Origin of the sequence: Fictibacillus sp. NPDC058756 (genome assembly GCF_042746035.1) — a bacterium.
In the GTDB taxonomy this organism is placed as follows: domain Bacteria; phylum Bacillota; class Bacilli; order Bacillales; family Fictibacillaceae; genus Fictibacillus.
The window spans coordinates 1,921,353-1,937,504 of record NZ_JBHYPU010000001.1 but is presented as its reverse complement, the minus strand read 5'-3'; the positions used below and the strand labels follow the sequence as shown (position 1 = coordinate 1,937,504).

General features: G+C 38.2%; 18 protein-coding genes and 1 tRNA gene. 13 read left to right on the top strand and 6 right to left on the bottom strand.

What is annotated here, in order from left to right:
* Positions 1–61: 61 nt before the first annotated feature.
* From ACFW35_RS09740 to ACFW35_RS09725, 4 genes are all read left to right on the top strand, one after another.
* Positions 62–910, top strand: a complete 849-nt coding sequence (locus tag ACFW35_RS09740; RefSeq protein WP_379845397.1) for a M15 family metallopeptidase — start codon at positions 62–64, stop codon at positions 908–910.
* A gap of 104 nt (positions 911–1,014) precedes the next feature.
* Complete coding sequence (locus ACFW35_RS09735) at positions 1,015–1,725, top strand: cytochrome c biogenesis CcdA family protein (RefSeq protein WP_379845395.1); 711 nt, start codon at positions 1,015–1,017, stop codon at positions 1,723–1,725.
* 28 nt (positions 1,726–1,753) lie between these two features.
* Complete coding sequence (locus ACFW35_RS09730; protein WP_379845393.1) at positions 1,754–2,209, top strand: Na(+)/H(+) antiporter subunit B; 456 nt, start codon at positions 1,754–1,756, stop codon at positions 2,207–2,209.
* 2 nt (positions 2,210–2,211) lie between these two features.
* A complete protein-coding gene (locus ACFW35_RS09725) occupies positions 2,212–2,676 on the top strand; it encodes a CcdC family protein (protein WP_379845391.1) in 465 nt (154 codons plus the stop codon).
* A 35-nt stretch (positions 2,677–2,711) separates the two neighbouring features.
* Here ACFW35_RS09725 and ACFW35_RS09720 read toward each other — a convergent pair whose 3' ends face one another.
* On the bottom strand, positions 2,712–3,137 hold the full coding sequence (locus ACFW35_RS09720) for a DUF2621 domain-containing protein (protein WP_379845389.1): 426 nt from the start codon (positions 3,135–3,137) through the stop codon (positions 2,712–2,714).
* A gap of 26 nt (positions 3,138–3,163) precedes the next feature.
* A tRNA-Sec gene (locus ACFW35_RS09715) sits at positions 3,164–3,260 on the bottom strand.
* Positions 3,261–3,984: 724 nt separating this feature from the next.
* Here ACFW35_RS09715 and selB point away from each other — a divergent pair.
* The 5 genes from selB to phnC are packed head-to-tail and all read left to right on the top strand — an operon-like array spanning position 3,985 to position 9,310.
* Positions 3,985–5,874: a selenocysteine-specific translation elongation factor gene (gene selB / locus ACFW35_RS09710; protein WP_379845387.1), complete on the top strand. Its 1,890-nt coding sequence runs from the start codon at positions 3,985–3,987 to the stop codon at positions 5,872–5,874.
* Positions 5,875–5,877: 3 nt separating this feature from the next.
* The gene (locus ACFW35_RS09705) at positions 5,878–6,906 is read left to right on the top strand and encodes a glycosyltransferase family 4 protein (RefSeq protein ID WP_379845385.1); all 1,029 of its coding nucleotides are present in this window, start codon (positions 5,878–5,880) and stop codon (positions 6,904–6,906) included.
* Entirely contained in the window at positions 6,903–7,796 is an 894-nt protein-coding gene (gene phnD / locus ACFW35_RS09700) for a phosphate/phosphite/phosphonate ABC transporter substrate-binding protein (RefSeq protein WP_379845383.1), read from the top strand. Before ACFW35_RS09705 ends, phnD begins: the two co-directional genes overlap by 4 nt.
* A gap of 9 nt (positions 7,797–7,805) precedes the next feature.
* Positions 7,806–8,564, top strand: coding sequence for a phosphonate ABC transporter, permease protein PhnE (phnE, locus tag ACFW35_RS09695; protein WP_379845381.1), 759 nt, complete (start codon positions 7,806–7,808; stop codon positions 8,562–8,564).
* Positions 8,565–8,572: 8 nt separating this feature from the next.
* Positions 8,573–9,310 (top strand): phosphonate ABC transporter ATP-binding protein, encoded by a 738-nt coding sequence (gene phnC / locus ACFW35_RS09690; RefSeq protein ID WP_379845379.1) that lies wholly within the window; start codon positions 8,573–8,575, stop codon positions 9,308–9,310.
* A 26-nt stretch (positions 9,311–9,336) separates the two neighbouring features.
* On the opposite strand, the gene selD is transcribed toward phnC, so the two are convergent.
* Positions 9,337–10,392 (bottom strand): selenide, water dikinase SelD, encoded by a 1,056-nt coding sequence (gene selD / locus ACFW35_RS09685; protein ID WP_379845377.1) that lies wholly within the window; start codon positions 10,390–10,392, stop codon positions 9,337–9,339.
* A 93-nt stretch (positions 10,393–10,485) separates the two neighbouring features.
* Here selD and ACFW35_RS09680 point away from each other — a divergent pair, with 93 nt between their 5' ends.
* The gene (locus ACFW35_RS09680) at positions 10,486–10,722 is read left to right on the top strand and encodes an Rdx family protein (RefSeq protein ID WP_379845375.1); all 237 of its coding nucleotides are present in this window, start codon (positions 10,486–10,488) and stop codon (positions 10,720–10,722) included.
* Between the two features lie 56 nt (positions 10,723–10,778).
* Positions 10,779–12,161 (top strand): L-seryl-tRNA(Sec) selenium transferase, encoded by a 1,383-nt coding sequence (selA, locus tag ACFW35_RS09675; RefSeq protein WP_379845373.1) that lies wholly within the window; start codon positions 10,779–10,781, stop codon positions 12,159–12,161.
* Between the two features lie 44 nt (positions 12,162–12,205).
* Here the strand turns inward: selA and ACFW35_RS09670 are convergent, their stop codons facing one another.
* Entirely contained in the window at positions 12,206–12,346 is a 141-nt protein-coding gene (locus ACFW35_RS09670; protein WP_066289807.1) for a small acid-soluble spore protein P, read from the bottom strand.
* Positions 12,347–12,424: 78 nt separating this feature from the next.
* Between ACFW35_RS09670 and ACFW35_RS09665 the strand changes: the two genes are divergently transcribed.
* Positions 12,425–12,682: a hypothetical protein gene (locus ACFW35_RS09665; protein ID WP_066289810.1), complete on the top strand. Its 258-nt coding sequence runs from the start codon at positions 12,425–12,427 to the stop codon at positions 12,680–12,682.
* Here the strand turns inward: ACFW35_RS09665 and sspO are convergent.
* Both sspO and ACFW35_RS09655 read right to left on the bottom strand, forming a co-directional pair.
* Positions 12,679–12,849: a small acid-soluble spore protein O gene (gene sspO / locus ACFW35_RS09660; protein ID WP_077364495.1), complete on the bottom strand. Its 171-nt coding sequence runs from the start codon at positions 12,847–12,849 to the stop codon at positions 12,679–12,681. The genes ACFW35_RS09665 and sspO overlap by 4 nt on opposite strands.
* An 81-nt stretch (positions 12,850–12,930) precedes the next feature.
* The gene (locus ACFW35_RS09655; protein ID WP_379845371.1) at positions 12,931–13,119 is read right to left on the bottom strand and encodes a DUF378 domain-containing protein; all 189 of its coding nucleotides are present in this window, start codon (positions 13,117–13,119) and stop codon (positions 12,931–12,933) included.
* Between the two features lie 280 nt (positions 13,120–13,399).
* On the opposite strand from ACFW35_RS09655, the gene acnA reads away from it, so the two are divergent.
* Complete coding sequence (acnA, locus tag ACFW35_RS09650) at positions 13,400–16,126, top strand: aconitate hydratase AcnA (RefSeq protein WP_379845369.1); 2,727 nt, start codon at positions 13,400–13,402, stop codon at positions 16,124–16,126.
* Positions 16,127–16,152: the final 26 nt, after the last annotated feature.

Below are 16,152 nucleotides of genomic sequence, written 5' to 3'. Positions count from 1 at the left end.
TTGCAAATTATCCTATGATAAGATAGCATACATACAAACTGAACTAAAGGATGAGAGTGCTTTGAAGAAATATGTAATAACATCAGTGCTTATCGGAAGCTTGTTAGTCCTCTCTGCTTGTAAACCTGTAGATTGGGCTGAACAACAATGGAACTCGGCATTTAACTATTCGAAAGATGAAAAAGCTGAAAAACAAAACGATAATAAACAACAGCAAGACGAGCCAAAAGATGAAACGCCACCTGAAACAGATGGAACTGGAGAACAGGATCAGCAAGCAGATCTTCCTTGGCTAAATGAAACTGTTACTGTTTCAGGTGATGGGAAAGCAATTGTTCAAAACTTAGATGACATGCTTATTGTCGCGAATAAAGAAAGAAATCTTCCAGAAGACTATGAACCAGCTGATCTGGTAATTCCTAATGTTCCTTTTCCTTTTAAAGAGGATCTGCCTAAAAAGAAATTAAGAAAAGAAGCTGCATCCTCTGTGGAAGTGTTATTTAAAGACGCTGAAGAACAAGGGTTAGAACTCCTTGCTCAGTCCGGGTACCGCTCTTATGACACTCAAGTTTCAATCTATGCTTACAATGCAGATCAATTTGGGGAGGAGAAAGCCAATCAAACAAGTGCACAACCGGGACAAAGTGAGCACCAGACTGGTCTTTCGCTCGATGTGACCTCACCACAAGTAAACTATGAATTAGTAGAGAAGTTCGGTGAAACGAAAGAAGGAAAGTGGCTTGCGGAAAATGCTTATAAATATGGATTCATTATTAGATACCTTAAAGGCAAAGAAGATATAACGGGATATCAGTATGAACCATGGCACCTAAGATATGTTGGAAAAGAACATGCAAAAGAAATTCATGAACGCGGAATAACGTTAGAAGAATATTTGGAAAAGCCATAAGTATATTATAAGACAGCCTGTTTGTGGGCTGTCTTTCTTAATGATTGAACAAAACGGCTATTTTCTTTAAGATAGAGAGAGAATGTATAAAGGAGCTTCTGCTTATGACCGATCTAAATATTTGGCTTGCTTTCGGAGCCGGGCTGCTGTCTTTTATTTCACCATGCTGCTTGCCGTTATATCCAGCATTTTTATCTTATATCACTGGAATATCGGTTCAGGAACTGAAAGAAGAACAAGCGATGCTCAGAAAGAGAGCGATATTACATACAGCATTTTTCTTATTAGGGTTTTCCATTATATTTATCGTGCTTGGTTTGTCTACAACGATAATCGGAGAAATCTTTGTTGAGTATCAATCTTTATTAAGGCAGATCGGGGCCATCATAATTGTCTTTTTCGGTTTGGTAGTTATGGGCTTCATCTCACCTGAATTTTTGATGAAGGATAAAAAGATGAAGTTCCAGTCACGACCAACGGGTTATTTAGGTTCGGTTTTAATAGGAATTGGATTTGCTGCAGGCTGGACACCGTGTATGGGACCGATCCTTGCAGGTGTTATAGCACTCGGAGTTTCAAATCCTGCTGCTTCATTAACTTATATGATTGCTTATATTTTAGGATTTGCTGTTCCATTTTTTGTTTTAAGTTTCTTTTTGGACAAACTAAAATCAATTAAAAAATTTAATCGTCAATTTATTAAAATAGGCGGAAGCCTCATGGTTATAATGGGGGTCCTGCTTTATTTTAACTGGATGACCCAATTGACTTCGTTTTTAATCAACCGTGTTTTTGGAGGTTTTCAAGGTTTTTAAGAGGAACAAAGGAAAGGGGAATTGCAACATGTCATCACGCTCAAATGATCTTATCTTAAAAACAACAACAAATATCATTGTTTTTGTTATTTTAGCCTTTTCTGTAAATATGTTATTTTCAGGTCATAATGCGCCTGGGGGAGGTTTTATCGGAGGTCTGATGGGAGCGGGAGCGTTTTTGCTTCTTTACATCTCATATGGACTTCAGCCGGTACATAGAATCTTACCGATCAATTTTACCTATATGATTGCTGCAGGATTGCTGACTGCAATTTTAACAGGTGCCGGATCTTTTGTTTTAGGAGTTCCGTTTTTGAGTCATTCCTTTGGGTATTTTTATTTGCCGCTGTTAGGGAAAACAGAACTTGCTACTGCAATGCTGTTTGATCTTGGTGTTTATTTAACGGTAATCGGAGTAACGATGACGATCATCCTTTCCATTGCAGAAGACGAAATTGAAAAAGTGGAAGAGGAAGGTAACTGACCGTGTTTTTTATAGCAAGTACTTGTTTTGCCATCATAATGGCAGTTATTATTTTTAATTTCAGAATGAGGGAAACGAGAGAACCTGTAACAACTAGAAAAATAATAATTCCTCCGTTAGCGATGAGCACAGGCTTTCTTCAATTTGTATTTCCTGCTTTTCACATCACTTGGATCGAAGCAGGGGAGGCCTTTTTAGTAGGAATTATGTTTTCTATCTTCCTGATCATGACAAGCAAGTTTGAAATAAAAGGAGATCACGTATATCTCGTCAGGTCTAAAGCTTTTATCTTCATCATTATTGGACTGTTTGCCATAAGGTTAGGACTAAAATGGTATATTGGTACTTCCATATCAATCTTTGAAACGAGCTCATTATTTTTTATTGTAGCCTTTGGTATGATATTGCCTTGGCGGTTAGCCATGCTATTTTTATTTATGAAAAAGAAGAACGAGATCGCTTTATAGAAAAACCCCTGAATCTATTTTGGATTCAGGGGTTTTTATGCGAGCAGTGATTGATAGGGTTTTATATCAATATTTTTCTTTTTTAGTGTTTTAATCAGCCATTTGTGATCACGTTTTGGCGTAGCAATGATATAGCCTCGTATGATTAAATCCTCTGTCATCGAACTAGCGTTTTCTGCTATTGCTAGTTCGCCGATTTTGCCTGCGATCTTTTCTTTTGCGACATCACGGAAAAGTTCAGGTACTGGAGCTACTAATTCATTTAACAGTTTCTTTTGATCCTCGTTCCATAAGTGGATCGTTTCGTTAATATAATGTTCCTGCCAATCCAAGATAGATTTACCATCTTCTTTAGGAAGGCGCTTTAAAAACTTCCGGAACATGAAATAACCGCCAATGGCAAACATCGAAAATAAAAAAACGGACCATAGAACGATAAAGGTGATGAACCATCCAGACAATGCGTCCACCTCATATGTATTTTATTTGGCGGGACCATGTGGGAATCGAACCCACCGGAGACGGCACGCGCCTCCCAAAAGGTTTTGAAGACCCAGGCAAGCACCAGCTACACATCTGGCCCCAAGATATGTCTTAGAATAAACGAGTGATTTCATTTATTCACAAAGACTAGTATAGACTATTGAAATTTAAAATCCAAGTACATTGTTTTTACATTCCAAAAAATCGAAGGTGGGGGAGGTGAGTTTCGATTTTTTGAGAGGAGAAATTAGATAGAAGGTAAAGATGATCTTCTATTAATTTTTCTTAGTATTAGAATCTTTTCTAAAGGCTTTTTCTAAAAGCTTTTTCTAAAAGATTGTTGCTACAGAGAGTTTTTATACTTCTTCATATGAATAGTTAATTGAAGCGGAAGGGCGAGACTCCGGCAGGATGAGTGGGACTGGTGAATGGGCTCACCGCACACCCTGCGGAATGGGTGTCCTGAAGCGGAAATTAACCTCTATCAAAAGCATCAATGTATACGAAAACAGCAGGCTATTATAACCACGCTCACCACTGATACAGTTTGGTGATCTCGACTATAACAGCTCACCTTATATAACAGCCCGAAATTCACACTATAACAGTTCCTCCTGTGGACAACTGTGAATAACTTTAATTGTGGATAACCTGGGTGTATCCAACAGTGAATATTTATACATCTATGCATAAAGAGCGCGGGAAATAATTTTGTTTGACCAATGCGAAATGATAATATGAATATAAACTAAGTTATAAATCTTGTGTTTTTACATCTGTTTTCATAAAGTGTAAAAGAGTATGTAAATATAGGTGGTTTAAACGATGACAATAAACTATTATACAATCGGCATGGCTGGACATATCGACCATGGAAAAACAACCCTTACAAAAGCATTGAGCGGTGTTGATACAGATACTTTAAAAGAAGAGAAAGCGCGTAAAATCACTATAGAACCAGGTTTTGCGCCATTTCCTTTAACGGACAGCATTCATACATCAATCGTAGATGTGCCTGGTCATGAAAAATTAATTCGCCAGATGATTGCGGGAGTTGCTGGAATCGACTTGGTATTGTTGGTCATAGCTTCTGATGAGGGTGTCATGCCTCAAACGAGAGAACATTTTGAGATTCTTTCATTTCTTGATATACAAAAGGGAATGATTGTTGTTACAAAGTCCGATTTGATTGATGATGAAATTAAACTCCTTATTGAAGATGAAATCTCTGAGCTTACGAATGATTCTGTTTTTCAATCGTTTCCCGTTCATTTCGTTGATAGTCTTTCTATGAACGGTATTGATGATTTGAAAAAATCAATCGCTAGTCATTTGGAAGAAACAGAAACGAGATCTGCGTCCGGACCATTCCGCTTGCCTATTGACCATATTTTTACGGTGAAAGGACAAGGGACTGTTGTAAGAGGTACAGTGTACGAAGGTGAGGTTCATGAAGGAGATGAGCTGGAGATTCAGCCAAGAGGCGAAAAAGTTAAAGTAAGAAAACTGCAGGTTCACAAAGAGAATGTACAGAATGCAAGAGCAGGACAAAGGGCTGCTATCAATCTTTCTGGAGGCTCGAAGCTGGATTGGAAAAGAGGTCATGTCTTACTGACACCAGGTGTTTTTTCAGTGACAGATACAGTTGATCTTGTTTTAACAACGGGTAAAGAATGGGCAGGCAAATTAAAGCAGCGAACACAAATTAAGTTTTATACAGGAACAGCTGAAGTAATGGGGAAGCTCCTATTTTTTGACAGAAACGAACTTGAAAACTCTGCAGATCATGTTTTTTGCCAAGTGCGTTTAGACGAACCCATCGTAACGAAGCGAAGCGACCGTTTTATTATTCGCCGGCCTTCTCCTGAAGAAACTATTGGAGGCGGTGGAGTAATTGATCCAAACGGAGCTGCTTATAAATTTGGGATTGATACGATTCAAATGCTTCAGGAGAAATTCGAGGGAACACCTAGTGAAAGAGTTATACAAACGCTTCAGAAAGAAGGATCTTTGACAACAGAAGAATTAGTGAAACTTACTGGTATTGAAGAACCTGTATTAGATAGTATTTTACAAGAACTTATAGAGTTGAAGGCAGTTTTTTTTATTAGTGGCTATTATAATGATGAAGTAACAATTAAACTATCGGAAACTGATCTTATACAAAAATTAACCGTGTTTCACGATGATTATCCTTTAAGGCAAGGTATTCCAAAAGCAGAGGTTGTACAATCGTTAAAAGGCAAGCTTCACCAGAAAGTCAGCAGTGGTTTTATAGAGAAGTTGATAAAGTTATCTACTATTAAAATTACTGATCAATTTGTTCATCTACCGGCATTTAAACCTCACTACCCGAATAAATGGGAAAAACGCATGTCCCAAGTTGCGAGAATTCTAGAAGAAAAACAGCTTGAACCTGATGATTTACTGTCAATCTATCAAGCAAATCAATTACCGGAAAATCTTTATTCAGATTATAAATATTTTTTAATTAATCATGATAAAGCACTTGTTTTGTTTGACGATGTTTTAATTGGGAAGGATTCATTCGATTCTGCAGTTGATCTATTAAAAAGCCAGACAGAGCAAAGTTTTACTGTTCAAGAAGCAAAAAATGTTCTCAATACTTCTAGAAAGTTTTTGATCCCGATTTTGGAATGTATGGATTCAAAAGGGTATACTGTGAGAGATGCTAACTTAAGGAAATGGGTGTAAGGATTGAAAGATAGTGCATTAAAAGTAATGTTTTTCACCCCGTATTTTCATCAAAATCGCGGGAATTCAACGACAGCGAGAAGAATTCAGCACGGTTTAAAAAAAGAGAATGTTTCTGTTTTCGTGTATGCGTATGAAGAAGAAGATCTCACACAAGAGGTTCGTGATCAAATGGGAAATGCAGATGTTTTTCATATATTGCAATTCGCCCGTTTTTTAAAATGGTCACAAAAACATCAAATTGAATTGAATAAACCATATATGGTCACTTCAGGCGGAACAGATATTAACCATTCGTTAAAAGAGGATGAAAAAATCTATGCGCCTCTTTTACATAAAGCAAAGGCTGTTACAGTATTTACTGAAAAGGCAAAAGAATCACTCGTAAATGATCATGGATTTTCAAATGAGGTCATACATGTGATACCGCAAAGTGTTTATTTACCTGAAAAAGCGGATGATACAAAGCTAATGCTGCCTGAAGGCAATCCAAGAATTTTACTGCCTGCCGGTTTGCGGAGTATAAAAGATGTGCTCTATGCAATTCCTGCTTTAGTAAAATTAAAAGCTGAATATCCGCAAATTGTGTTTTTGATAATAGGAGCAAGCCTGGATGAATCGGTATATGAAGAAGTTAGAAATGCTTGTGGAAAATTTGAATGGCTTCATTATCTGCCTGAAATAGATTTGTCAAAAATGAAAAAAGTTTACCAGTGGGCTGACATTGTCATAAATACATCTATTTCAGAAGGACAGCCAACTTCTTTGCTGGAGGCAATGATCGAACATAAACCTGTTATAGCTAGAGATAACACAGGAAATAATAGTATTATCAAGCACAAAGTAAACGGCATGATATTTCGTGACGTAAACGGATTGTATGACTCTTTGAAACAACTAGTATCAGATAAAGCTTTTGCACAAAAAGTGATCCAAAACGGGTATCAGACTGTAATAGAGAACCACACTATTGATTTGGAAATCAAATCATACATCACTTTGTATGAAACAATAAAGGAGAGAAATAAATGAAAAAATTAGGTATGTTGTTTGTAATTCTAGCACTGTTAGTATCTGCGTGCGGTACAAAGGAAGAAAATAAAGATAAAGGTGCAGGCAATAAAGATGGAGTGTTCACAATAGGCGTTATTCCTGCTCAAACAGAAGGTGAAATGAAAGGAGCGCTTGATAAGCTTCAGAATATTTTGAGCGAAAAAATGGATCGTGAAGTAAAAATCACTTCTTACCCTGACTACAATGGAGTAGTAGAAGCAATGAATTATGAGAAGATTGATATGGCATATTTCGGACCTCTTACATATGTTGTTGCTCAAGAGGAAAGCGGAGCAAAAGCGATCGTAACACAGCTGATAAAAGGAGAACCATTTTATTATTCTTACTTAATTACTCATAAAGACAGTAAATATGAGAGCATTGACGATATGATTAAAGATGTCAATAATGTAAAATTTGCTTTTGGTGACCCTTCTTCAACATCTGGTTCCTTAATTCCGGGTATCAAGCTTAAAGATGAAGGTGTTTATAAGAGTGAAGCTGAGAATGATTTTAAAAATGTAAGATTCACTGGATCACATGATGCTACTGCACTTGCCGTTCAAAACAAACAAGTTGATGTCGGGGCGATCGATAGTGCCATCTATGACAAGCTGGTGGAAGAAGGAACAGTTGATGGCAAACAGTTTAAGGTGATTTGGAAGTCTGAAAAGCTGTTTCAATATCCTTGGGCAGTTGCAAAAAATACAGACAAGGAAACAATGAAACAGCTGCAAGATATTTTCTTAAGTATTAAAGACAAAGAGATCCTTGATGCATTCGGAGCCACCGGTTTTACGAAAGCGGAGAACAAAGATTATGAAAGTATCCGCAAGGCTGCTATAAAAGAAGGTATGATCCAAGAATAGAGGGAAACAATGGTTTGGTTTAAAAAGAGACAGTTCTTTGTCTTTCTCATCATTGCGGTTCTCGCAGCTTATAGTATGAGATTGACAGAGTTCGACCTTTCTAAGTTTCAGGACTTTGAAAATATGGGAGACTTTCTTTCAAAATGGTTTCCAATGAACACAGAAAGTCTTCCTTACTTATTTACAGAAAGTGTTTTGACGATATCAATCGCATTTTTGGGGAGTTTGTTCGGATTGATCATTGCACTTCCATTTAGCTTTCTTGCAGCACGAAATACGAGCGGGCATCGCATTATTTTTGCGGCAACTCGGTTTTATCTTAGTTTTTTACGATCTGTTCCAGAATTTGTATTTGGCTTGATATTATTAACCACATTAGGACTCGGACCATTTCCAGCAGTAATCGCGATTGTACTGCATAATATTGGAGTGCTAGGAAAGCTCATCTCAGAGCTGATTGAAGCGGCTGATAAAGGTCCGATGGAAGCGATGTCTGCAGTAGGGGCTAAACGCTGGATCGGCAATTTATTTGCCATTCTGCCTCAAATCTGGCCAAACGTTCTGTCTCAATTTTTTTACCGATTTGAAGTTGCTATCCGGACTTCCCTCATATTAGGTCTGATAGGCGGAGGCGGAATCGGGCAGCAGCTTTTTATTCATTTTAAAACATTTCAATATCAGCTAGTGTCTGTAGATGTTCTGTTAATAATGATCATGGTGATTTTAGTAGATTACATTGGCGGAAAAATACGGGAAAAGGTTATTTAGGTGGTATGATGATCAAATTCGAAAATGTTTCAGTTTTATATCCTGGTGCAGCAGAACCAGCCTTGAAAAATTTGAGTATCCATTTTAACCAAGGGGAGTTCGTATGTGTATTAGGGAAGAGCGGCGCAGGGAAATCTACGTTTATTCGCTGCATTAACGGACTTCAGCCAGTATCAGAAGGAACAGTAAAATGGAATGATAAACCGCTGTCAGAAATGACTCCTAAAGAGAATTTAGAGATTCGCCGCAAGACGGGAATGATTTTTCAGCATTTTAACTTGATTCCAAGAATGAGCGTTGTTCAAAACATATTAACAGGGTTGTTTGGCTATAAAAAGTCCTATGAAAATCTGCTGGGATTATTTAATTCAAATGAAAGAATGTCTGCTTTAGAAGCGATTGATCAAGTTGAATTGACAGTGGAGCCAACCAGAAGAGTAGAGAATCTGAGCGGGGGACAAAAGCAAAGGGTAGCAATAGCAAGGGCACTTATTCAAAATCCTAAAGTATTTCTAGGAGACGAACCTGTTGCAAGTTTAGATCCTGGTACGGCTGAGAGAATTTTTCATCTTTTAAAAGAAACTCATATAAAGCGAAACTTAGTATCCATTATCAATGTTCATGATGTCGTTCTTGCAAAAAAATTCGCGACAAGAATTATTGCTTTGAAAAAAGGAAGACTCATTTTTGATGGTGCCCCAGAAAAATTTGACGAAAAAGTTTATGCTGAAACATATAACCAGTAAAAAAACTCCGGAAATCCGGAGTTTTTTTACTTAGCAATAATCGGCTTTTCAGTTAGTTCTGTAACTTTTCCAACAATACTTGCATTCTGTCTGCCTTTTGCATGAAGACGTTTGATATATTCATCCGCTTCATCTTTAGGCATGCTCACTAATAGTCCCCCGGAAGTTACGGCATCGCATAATATATGCTGCTGCCATACCTCGAGGTGATCACCATACAACACGTCTTCTTGAATCCAGCGATGATTTGCTTTTGATCCGCCAGGGACGACCCCTTCTTTAGCGAGTTCTATTGTGCCAGGAAGTAAAGGTACGTTTTCAAAATTGATGTGAATTGAAATGCCTCCGGTGCCTTTAGCCATTTCTGTGGCATGACCGAGCAGGCCGAATCCAGTAACATCTGTTACAGCATGAGGTGAAAGCCCTTCTAAACACTCGGCAGCTGTTCTATTTAGTTCTGCCATTGTTTCAGTCACAAGCTGAAGCTGTTCAGATGTAAGTTTGTCTTTTTTAATAGCGGTTGTCTGTATGCCTACCCCAATTGGCTTCGTTAAAACGAGTGCATCACCGGGTCTTGCACCAACATTTTTGAAAACCTTAGAAGGATGTACGAGGCCGGTTACAGATAGACCAAATTTAGGCTCAGCATCGTCTATGGAATGTCCGCCTACAAGGACTGCACCAGACTCTTTTACTTTGTCTGCGGCACCTTTAAGAATTTCTGCTAATACATCGTGACCTAATACCGCTATCGGGAAACCTACGATATTCATCACGGTAGTGGGACGTCCGCCCATCGCGTAGACATCGCTTAAAGAATTTGCAGCAGCAATCTGACCAAACATATACGGGTCGTCAACGATCGGGGTAAAGAAATCAACAGTCTGTATCATTGCAAGTTCATCTGTTAATTTATAAACTCCGGCATCGTCGGATGTATCAAGACCCACTAAAAGGTTAGGGTCATATTCTCTTTCTGGTAAATGACGCAAAACTTGCGCCAGGTCTTCAGGACCAATCTTGCATCCTCAGCCACCTTTTGATGACAGATGGGTAAGCTTTACTTTGTCTTTGCTCGTCATATGTATAACGCACCTCCTATAGGTAGTATAAACAATTTTTTTGTTTATTGGCTAAGAATATACTAAAATAGTCTTAAAAAAGGAGGATGAATGATGAAAGTAAGTATCGAATTCTGCATGATGTGAAACTTTGCACCAAAAGCCGCGAGTCTCGCGGAAGACCTTTTTAGCCATTTCCGTTCACAAATTCCATCACTAGAGCTTATACCTAGTTCAGGCGGGGTATTTGAAGTATCTGTTAATGGCAGTAAAATCTATTCGAAAAAAGAAACAGGAGAATTTCCTGATCACGATTGGATCATTCAAGAATTTGAAAAATTGAAAGCTTAAATGGAAAAATCCTCCTTTAAGGATATCCGTTTAAGCCTTTTAGGAGGAATTTCATTTTGATAAAATCAGACCTTTTACGGCAGTTGCCTGCGGTTCATGAACTCACTAAAGAAATCAGTCTTGAAGTGAATGGTAAAAATGAGAAGGAAATAACACGTGCTGTTCAGGATGCAATAGCTTTCTGGCGCAACCGTATAAAAACTGATTGGAATTCCATTGACTTGAACGCTGATATTCAAGGACTCATCAAAGAAACAATCAGGAAAAAATTAGCCAGTCCTAAAAATCAGATTCGCACAGTTATTAATGCCAGCGGTGTAGTGATTCACACTAATCTGGGAAGATCAAGGCTAAGTGAAAACGCCGTTAAAAGGATGACAGAAACAGCCTGTATGTACTCGAATCTGGAGTATAACCTAGAACAAGGAAAAAGAGGTTCAAGACACGATCTGACTGAGGATTTAATAAAGAAATCGACTGGTGCAGAAGCAGCCCTTGTAGTAAATAATAATGCTGCTGCAGTTTATCTTATTTTAAAAGCTCTTGCGAAAAATAAGGAAGTTATTGTTTCCAGAGGCGAGCTTGTTGAGATAGGCGGGTCCTTCCGTGTGTCATCGATCATGGAAGAAAGCGGTGCGCTTTTAAAAGAAGTGGGTACCACGAATAAAACTCATTACGCCGACTATGAAAAAGCCATAAATGAAAATACAGGCATGGTGATGAAAGTACATACGAGCAATTTTAAAGTTATTGGATTCACAAAAAATGTTTCTTCAGCTGAGTTGATGGAACTAAAAGCAGATTCACCAGAAGTTCTTATCTATGAAGATCTGGGGAGCGGGGCACTTTATCCATTTCAAGCGCATGGAATCGGTGAGGAACCTTTAGTTTCTTCTATAATTAATCAGGGAATTGATTTAGTTTCTTTTAGTGGTGATAAGCTGTTAGGAGGTCCGCAGGCAGGGATTATTGCAGGTAAAAAGAAATATATAGATATTTTAAAGAAACATCAGCTCGCACGTGTGCTTCGTGTAGATAAATTTACAATCGCAGCATTGAATGAAACTTTAAATTCCTATCTTAATGAAGACTTTTTATCGATTCCGACCGTACGGGATATTTTAAAAACGCCTGATGAGATTAAACGAAGAACATACAAATTAATGAGGGAATTAGAAGATCAATGCAAAGTATCAATGAACATCGTGGAGGATTTTTCTCAGGTCGGCGGGGGTACAATGCCTGATGTTAAGCTTCCTACCTATTGCTTAGGATTAAAACACGAGAAAGGTGCGGAATATTTAGCAAAACACCTTCGAGATTATAACATTCCAATCATTGTGAGAATTAAAGAAGAAGAAGTGCTTCTAGATCTTAGGACAGTTACTGAGGGTGAAGAAAAAGTTATTATAGAAGCAATAACTTCAATTACTGAATAATATAGGGCTAGCCCAAGAATTTGGGTTAGCCCGTTTTTTTATTCTTAACTGCCTTGACCATGATTTTGTCTTGTATGGTTTCGTTGTTTTACCTTTTTTGACCCGCTCATTGGTGCAGGCTGGCCAGGATTTTCGCCTTTAGGTGCATTTTTTCTGATATCTTTAAATGTATTGTGTTCTCCCATAAAATTGCCCTCCTTTTGAATAATAATTATTTAAAATGGAAGCTTAAAGGTATATCAAACCAAAAAAGGAAGGTTATTATGCCATATCACAAAGATAAACAGCAAGCATATCAGGCAGCAGAACAAGGTTATCATCATGCAATTGAAGTATCAAAACAGTTAAATGCTTCTAACAGTGAATACGGCGTTTATTATTCTCACTTCATGACAGAGAATGAGAAGGCACGCCAGCAGATTGAAAATGCCCTTGAAACAGCATCAGAACATCAGCATTCACAGCTGAAAAATTATTTGAATGAATTAGAACAGCTTCAAAATCAATTTCCGAAACCTTAATGACGTTTCTTTGTTTTTTTATTGTTTTGGCGTTCAGCTTCACTTAGTTTTTCGTTAGGCAATGTTAGGGCTTCGTTTCCGAATTCTGTTTCGTATCCTGCACCTTTGCCTTGAGCTTTAGCAGCGTTCATGCCAGGACGTACATGATTTGCTTTATTTCTTCCCATGATTATTTCACCTCCGTTTTCTTAGTGTGTACAAAATAAAAAAAGAAGAAGCACTCCAAAAAAAGGAGTGCTTCATCTGCTTCACGATTTATATTTTGATATAAGCATCCATAATCCTGAAACCCCGATTAGACTATAGATAACCTTTGTAACCGTGGCAGCGCTTCCAAAAATTTCTGTAACTACATTAAAGTCAAAAAGACCGACTAATCCCCAGTTTAATGCTCCGATTAAAACAAGCAATGCTGCTAATTTTTTTAACCAATCCATCCTATTCCCTCCGATCTTATTGCGGCATTTTGATGAAGGAAAAAAACAAATTGTATTGCATACTTCAATATATGTTCATTAAAATTAAACGGTGCTCAACTATTCATAAGTAAAACTTATGTCGATTGATAACGATTAACTATTTTACTTATGAAAGGGTTTTACATATGATTATAAAGGGAAAAAAGTTTTTATGTGATTTACTAGGGAATTGAGCACATTTTTTCGACAATTTTTCTCATAATCGTGTATGATTGTTACTGAAGGGAGAGAGTGGAGCATGAAAATGAATGATGTATTTAATGCCCGTTCTACTTTTGATGTCAACGGTAAGCAATATAGCTACTACCGTTTAGGAGCGTTAGAAGAAGCGGGAATTGGTAACGTATCAAAGTTGCCTTACTCTGTAAAAGTTTTATTGGAATCTGTACTTAGGCAGTATGATGGAAAAGTAATTAACAAAGAGCATGTTGAAAACCTTGCTAAATGGGGGACAAGTGAACTCAAAGATATCGATGTTCCTTTTAAGCCATCTCGTGTTATCCTCCAAGACTTTACAGGAGTGCCGGCTGTAGTTGATTTAGCTTCACTTCGTAAAGCAATGAAAGATATGGGTGGAGATCCTTCACAGATCAATCCTGAAATTCCGGTTGATCTTGTTGTAGACCACTCTGTTCAGGTTGATAAAGCAGGAACTGAAGATTCATTGGCATATAACATGAACCTTGAATTTGCTCGTAACGAAGAGCGTTATAAGCTATTAAGCTGGGCTCAATCGGCATTTGATAACTACCGTGCAGTTCCTCCGGCAACAGGTATCGTTCACCAAGTTAACTTAGAGTACTTGGCACCAGTTGTTCTTACAAGTGAATCAGAAGGCGATACAATTGCGTTCCCTGATTCATTAGTTGGTACTGATTCACATACTACAATGATCAATGGTTTAGGTGTACTCGGATGGGGTGTAGGCGGAATTGAAGCTGAAGCTGGAATGTTAGGACAGCCTTCTTATTTCCCTGTGCCTGAAGTTATCGGTGTTAAACTTACTGGTTCACTACCAAACGGAACAACTGCAACTGACCTTGCATTAAAAGTAACGCAAGTTCTGCGTGAAAAGAAGGTTGTAGGAAAGTTCGTAGAATTCTTCGGACCTGGTCTTGCGGAAATGCCGCTTGCTGACCGTGCAACAGTATCGAACATGGCACCTGAATATGGAGCAACTTGCGGATTCTTCCCTGTAGATGAAGAAGCGCTAAACTACTTGAGACTGACTGGCAGAACAGAAGAACAAATTCAGCTAGTTGAAGCATACTGCAAAGAAAACGGATTATTCTACACTGCAGGCGATGCTGATCCTGATTTTACAGATGTTGTTGAAATCGACCTTTCAGAGATCGAACCAAACCTTTCTGGACCAAAACGTCCTCAAGATTTAATTCCTTTATCTCAAATGAAAGACAGCTTTAATAAAGCTCTAGTTGCTCCACAAGGGAATGCGGGCTTTGGATTAACAGCTGATGAGATCAATAGGGAAGTTAAAGTTAAGCATCCAGGAAATGAAACTTCTACAATGAAAACTGGTGCTGTAGCGATTGCAGCTATTACAAGCTGTACGAACACATCTAACCCGTATGTAATGCTTGGAGCAGGTCTAGTTGCTAAAAAAGCCGTTGAAAAAGGCTTGAAGGTACCTGGCTATGTAAAAACATCTTTAGCTCCAGGTTCTAAAGTTGTAACTCGTTATCTTGAAGAAGCTGGTTTGATGAGCTACATGGACCAATTAGGGTTTAACCTTGTAGGCTACGGCTGTACGACATGTATCGGTAACTCCGGTCCATTAGCAATTGAAGTGGAAAATGCAATTTCTAAAAATGACTTAACAGTTGCTTCAGTTCTTTCTGGAAACAGAAACTTTGAAGGACGTATTCACCCGCTTGTAAAAGCAAACTATTTGGCTTCACCACCATTGGTTGTTGCTTATGCACTTGCAGGGACTGTCAACTTCAACCTGCAATCTGATTCTTTCGGAACAGATAAGGACGGCAACGAAGTTTACTTTAAAGATATCTGGCCAACTTCTGAAGAAATTAATGAAGCAATGAAGCTGGCTGTTACACCTGAATTGTTCAAAAAAGAATACGAACGTGTATTTGATGAGAACGAACGCTGGAATGAGTTGAAGACTTCAGCAGATCAGTTATACTCATTTGATACTTCTTCAACATATATTCAAAACCCGCCATTTTTCGAAGAACTTTCAGCAGAGCTTAAAGAGATTGAGCCTCTTAAAGATCTAAAACTGATTGCTAAGTTTGGTGATTCGGTAACAACAGACCACATTTCTCCAGCAGGGGCAATTGGCAAAGATACACCAGCAGGAAGATATTTAATTAAAAATGGAGTAGAGCCTCGTGACTTTAACTCATATGGTTCTCGAAGAGGAAACCATGAAGTGATGATGCGCGGAACGTTTGCTAACATTCGTATCCGCAATGGTGTTGCTCCTGGAACTGAAGGAGGCTGGACAACTTACTGGCCTACAAATGAAGTTATGAGCATTTATGATGCAGCAATGAAATATAAAGAAAACGGTACTGGCCTTATGGTTATCGCAGGAAAAGATTACGGCATGGGATCATCTCGTGACTGGGCTGCAAAAGGTACAACGCTGCTAGGTATTCAAACTGTTCTAGCTGAAAGCTTTGAGCGTATTCACCGCAGTAACTTAGTGCTTATGGGAGTTCTTCCTCTTCAATTTAAAGATGGAGAAAGCGCTGAAACATTTGGCTTAACAGGTAAAGAGACATTCACTGTACAAGTTGATGAGACAGTTAAACCACGTGACCTTGTAAAAGTTACAGCTGTTTTTGAAGACGGAACAGAAAAATCGTTTGAAGTGGTTGCACGTTTTGATAGTGAAGTTGAGATTGAATACTACCGTCATGGCGGTATCCTTCCAATGGTACTTCGTAATAAGCTTGCACATTCTTCACAAAAACAAAATTAACATAAAAAAATCCTTTGCCATGATCG

What these genes read in the sequence shown, in the direction of transcription:
- ACFW35_RS09735 (WP_379845395.1), top strand. Translation starts at nt 1,015, where the DNA reads ATGACCGATCTAAATATTTGGCTTGCTTTCGGAGCCGGGCTGCTGTCT.
- ACFW35_RS09730 (WP_379845393.1), top strand. Translation starts at nt 1,754, where the DNA reads ATGTCATCACGCTCAAATGATCTTATCTTAAAAACAACAACAAATATC.
- selB (WP_379845387.1), top strand. Translation starts at nt 3,985, where the DNA reads ATGACAATAAACTATTATACAATCGGCATGGCTGGACATATCGACCAT.
- phnD (WP_379845383.1), top strand. Translation starts at nt 6,903, where the DNA reads ATGAAAAAATTAGGTATGTTGTTTGTAATTCTAGCACTGTTAGTATCT.
- phnE (WP_379845381.1), top strand. Translation starts at nt 7,806, where the DNA reads ATGGTTTGGTTTAAAAAGAGACAGTTCTTTGTCTTTCTCATCATTGCG.
- phnC (WP_379845379.1), top strand. Translation starts at nt 8,573, where the DNA reads ATGATCAAATTCGAAAATGTTTCAGTTTTATATCCTGGTGCAGCAGAA.
- ACFW35_RS09670 (WP_066289807.1), bottom strand. Translation starts at nt 12,346, where the DNA reads ATGGGAGAACACAATACATTTAAAGATATCAGAAAAAATGCACCTAAA.
- ACFW35_RS09665 (WP_066289810.1), top strand. Translation starts at nt 12,425, where the DNA reads ATGCCATATCACAAAGATAAACAGCAAGCATATCAGGCAGCAGAACAA.
- sspO (WP_077364495.1), bottom strand. Translation starts at nt 12,849, where the DNA reads ATGGGAAGAAATAAAGCAAATCATGTACGTCCTGGCATGAACGCTGCT.
- ACFW35_RS09655 (WP_379845371.1), bottom strand. Translation starts at nt 13,119, where the DNA reads ATGGATTGGTTAAAAAAATTAGCAGCATTGCTTGTTTTAATCGGAGCA.
- acnA (WP_379845369.1), top strand. Translation starts at nt 13,400, where the DNA reads ATGAAAATGAATGATGTATTTAATGCCCGTTCTACTTTTGATGTCAAC.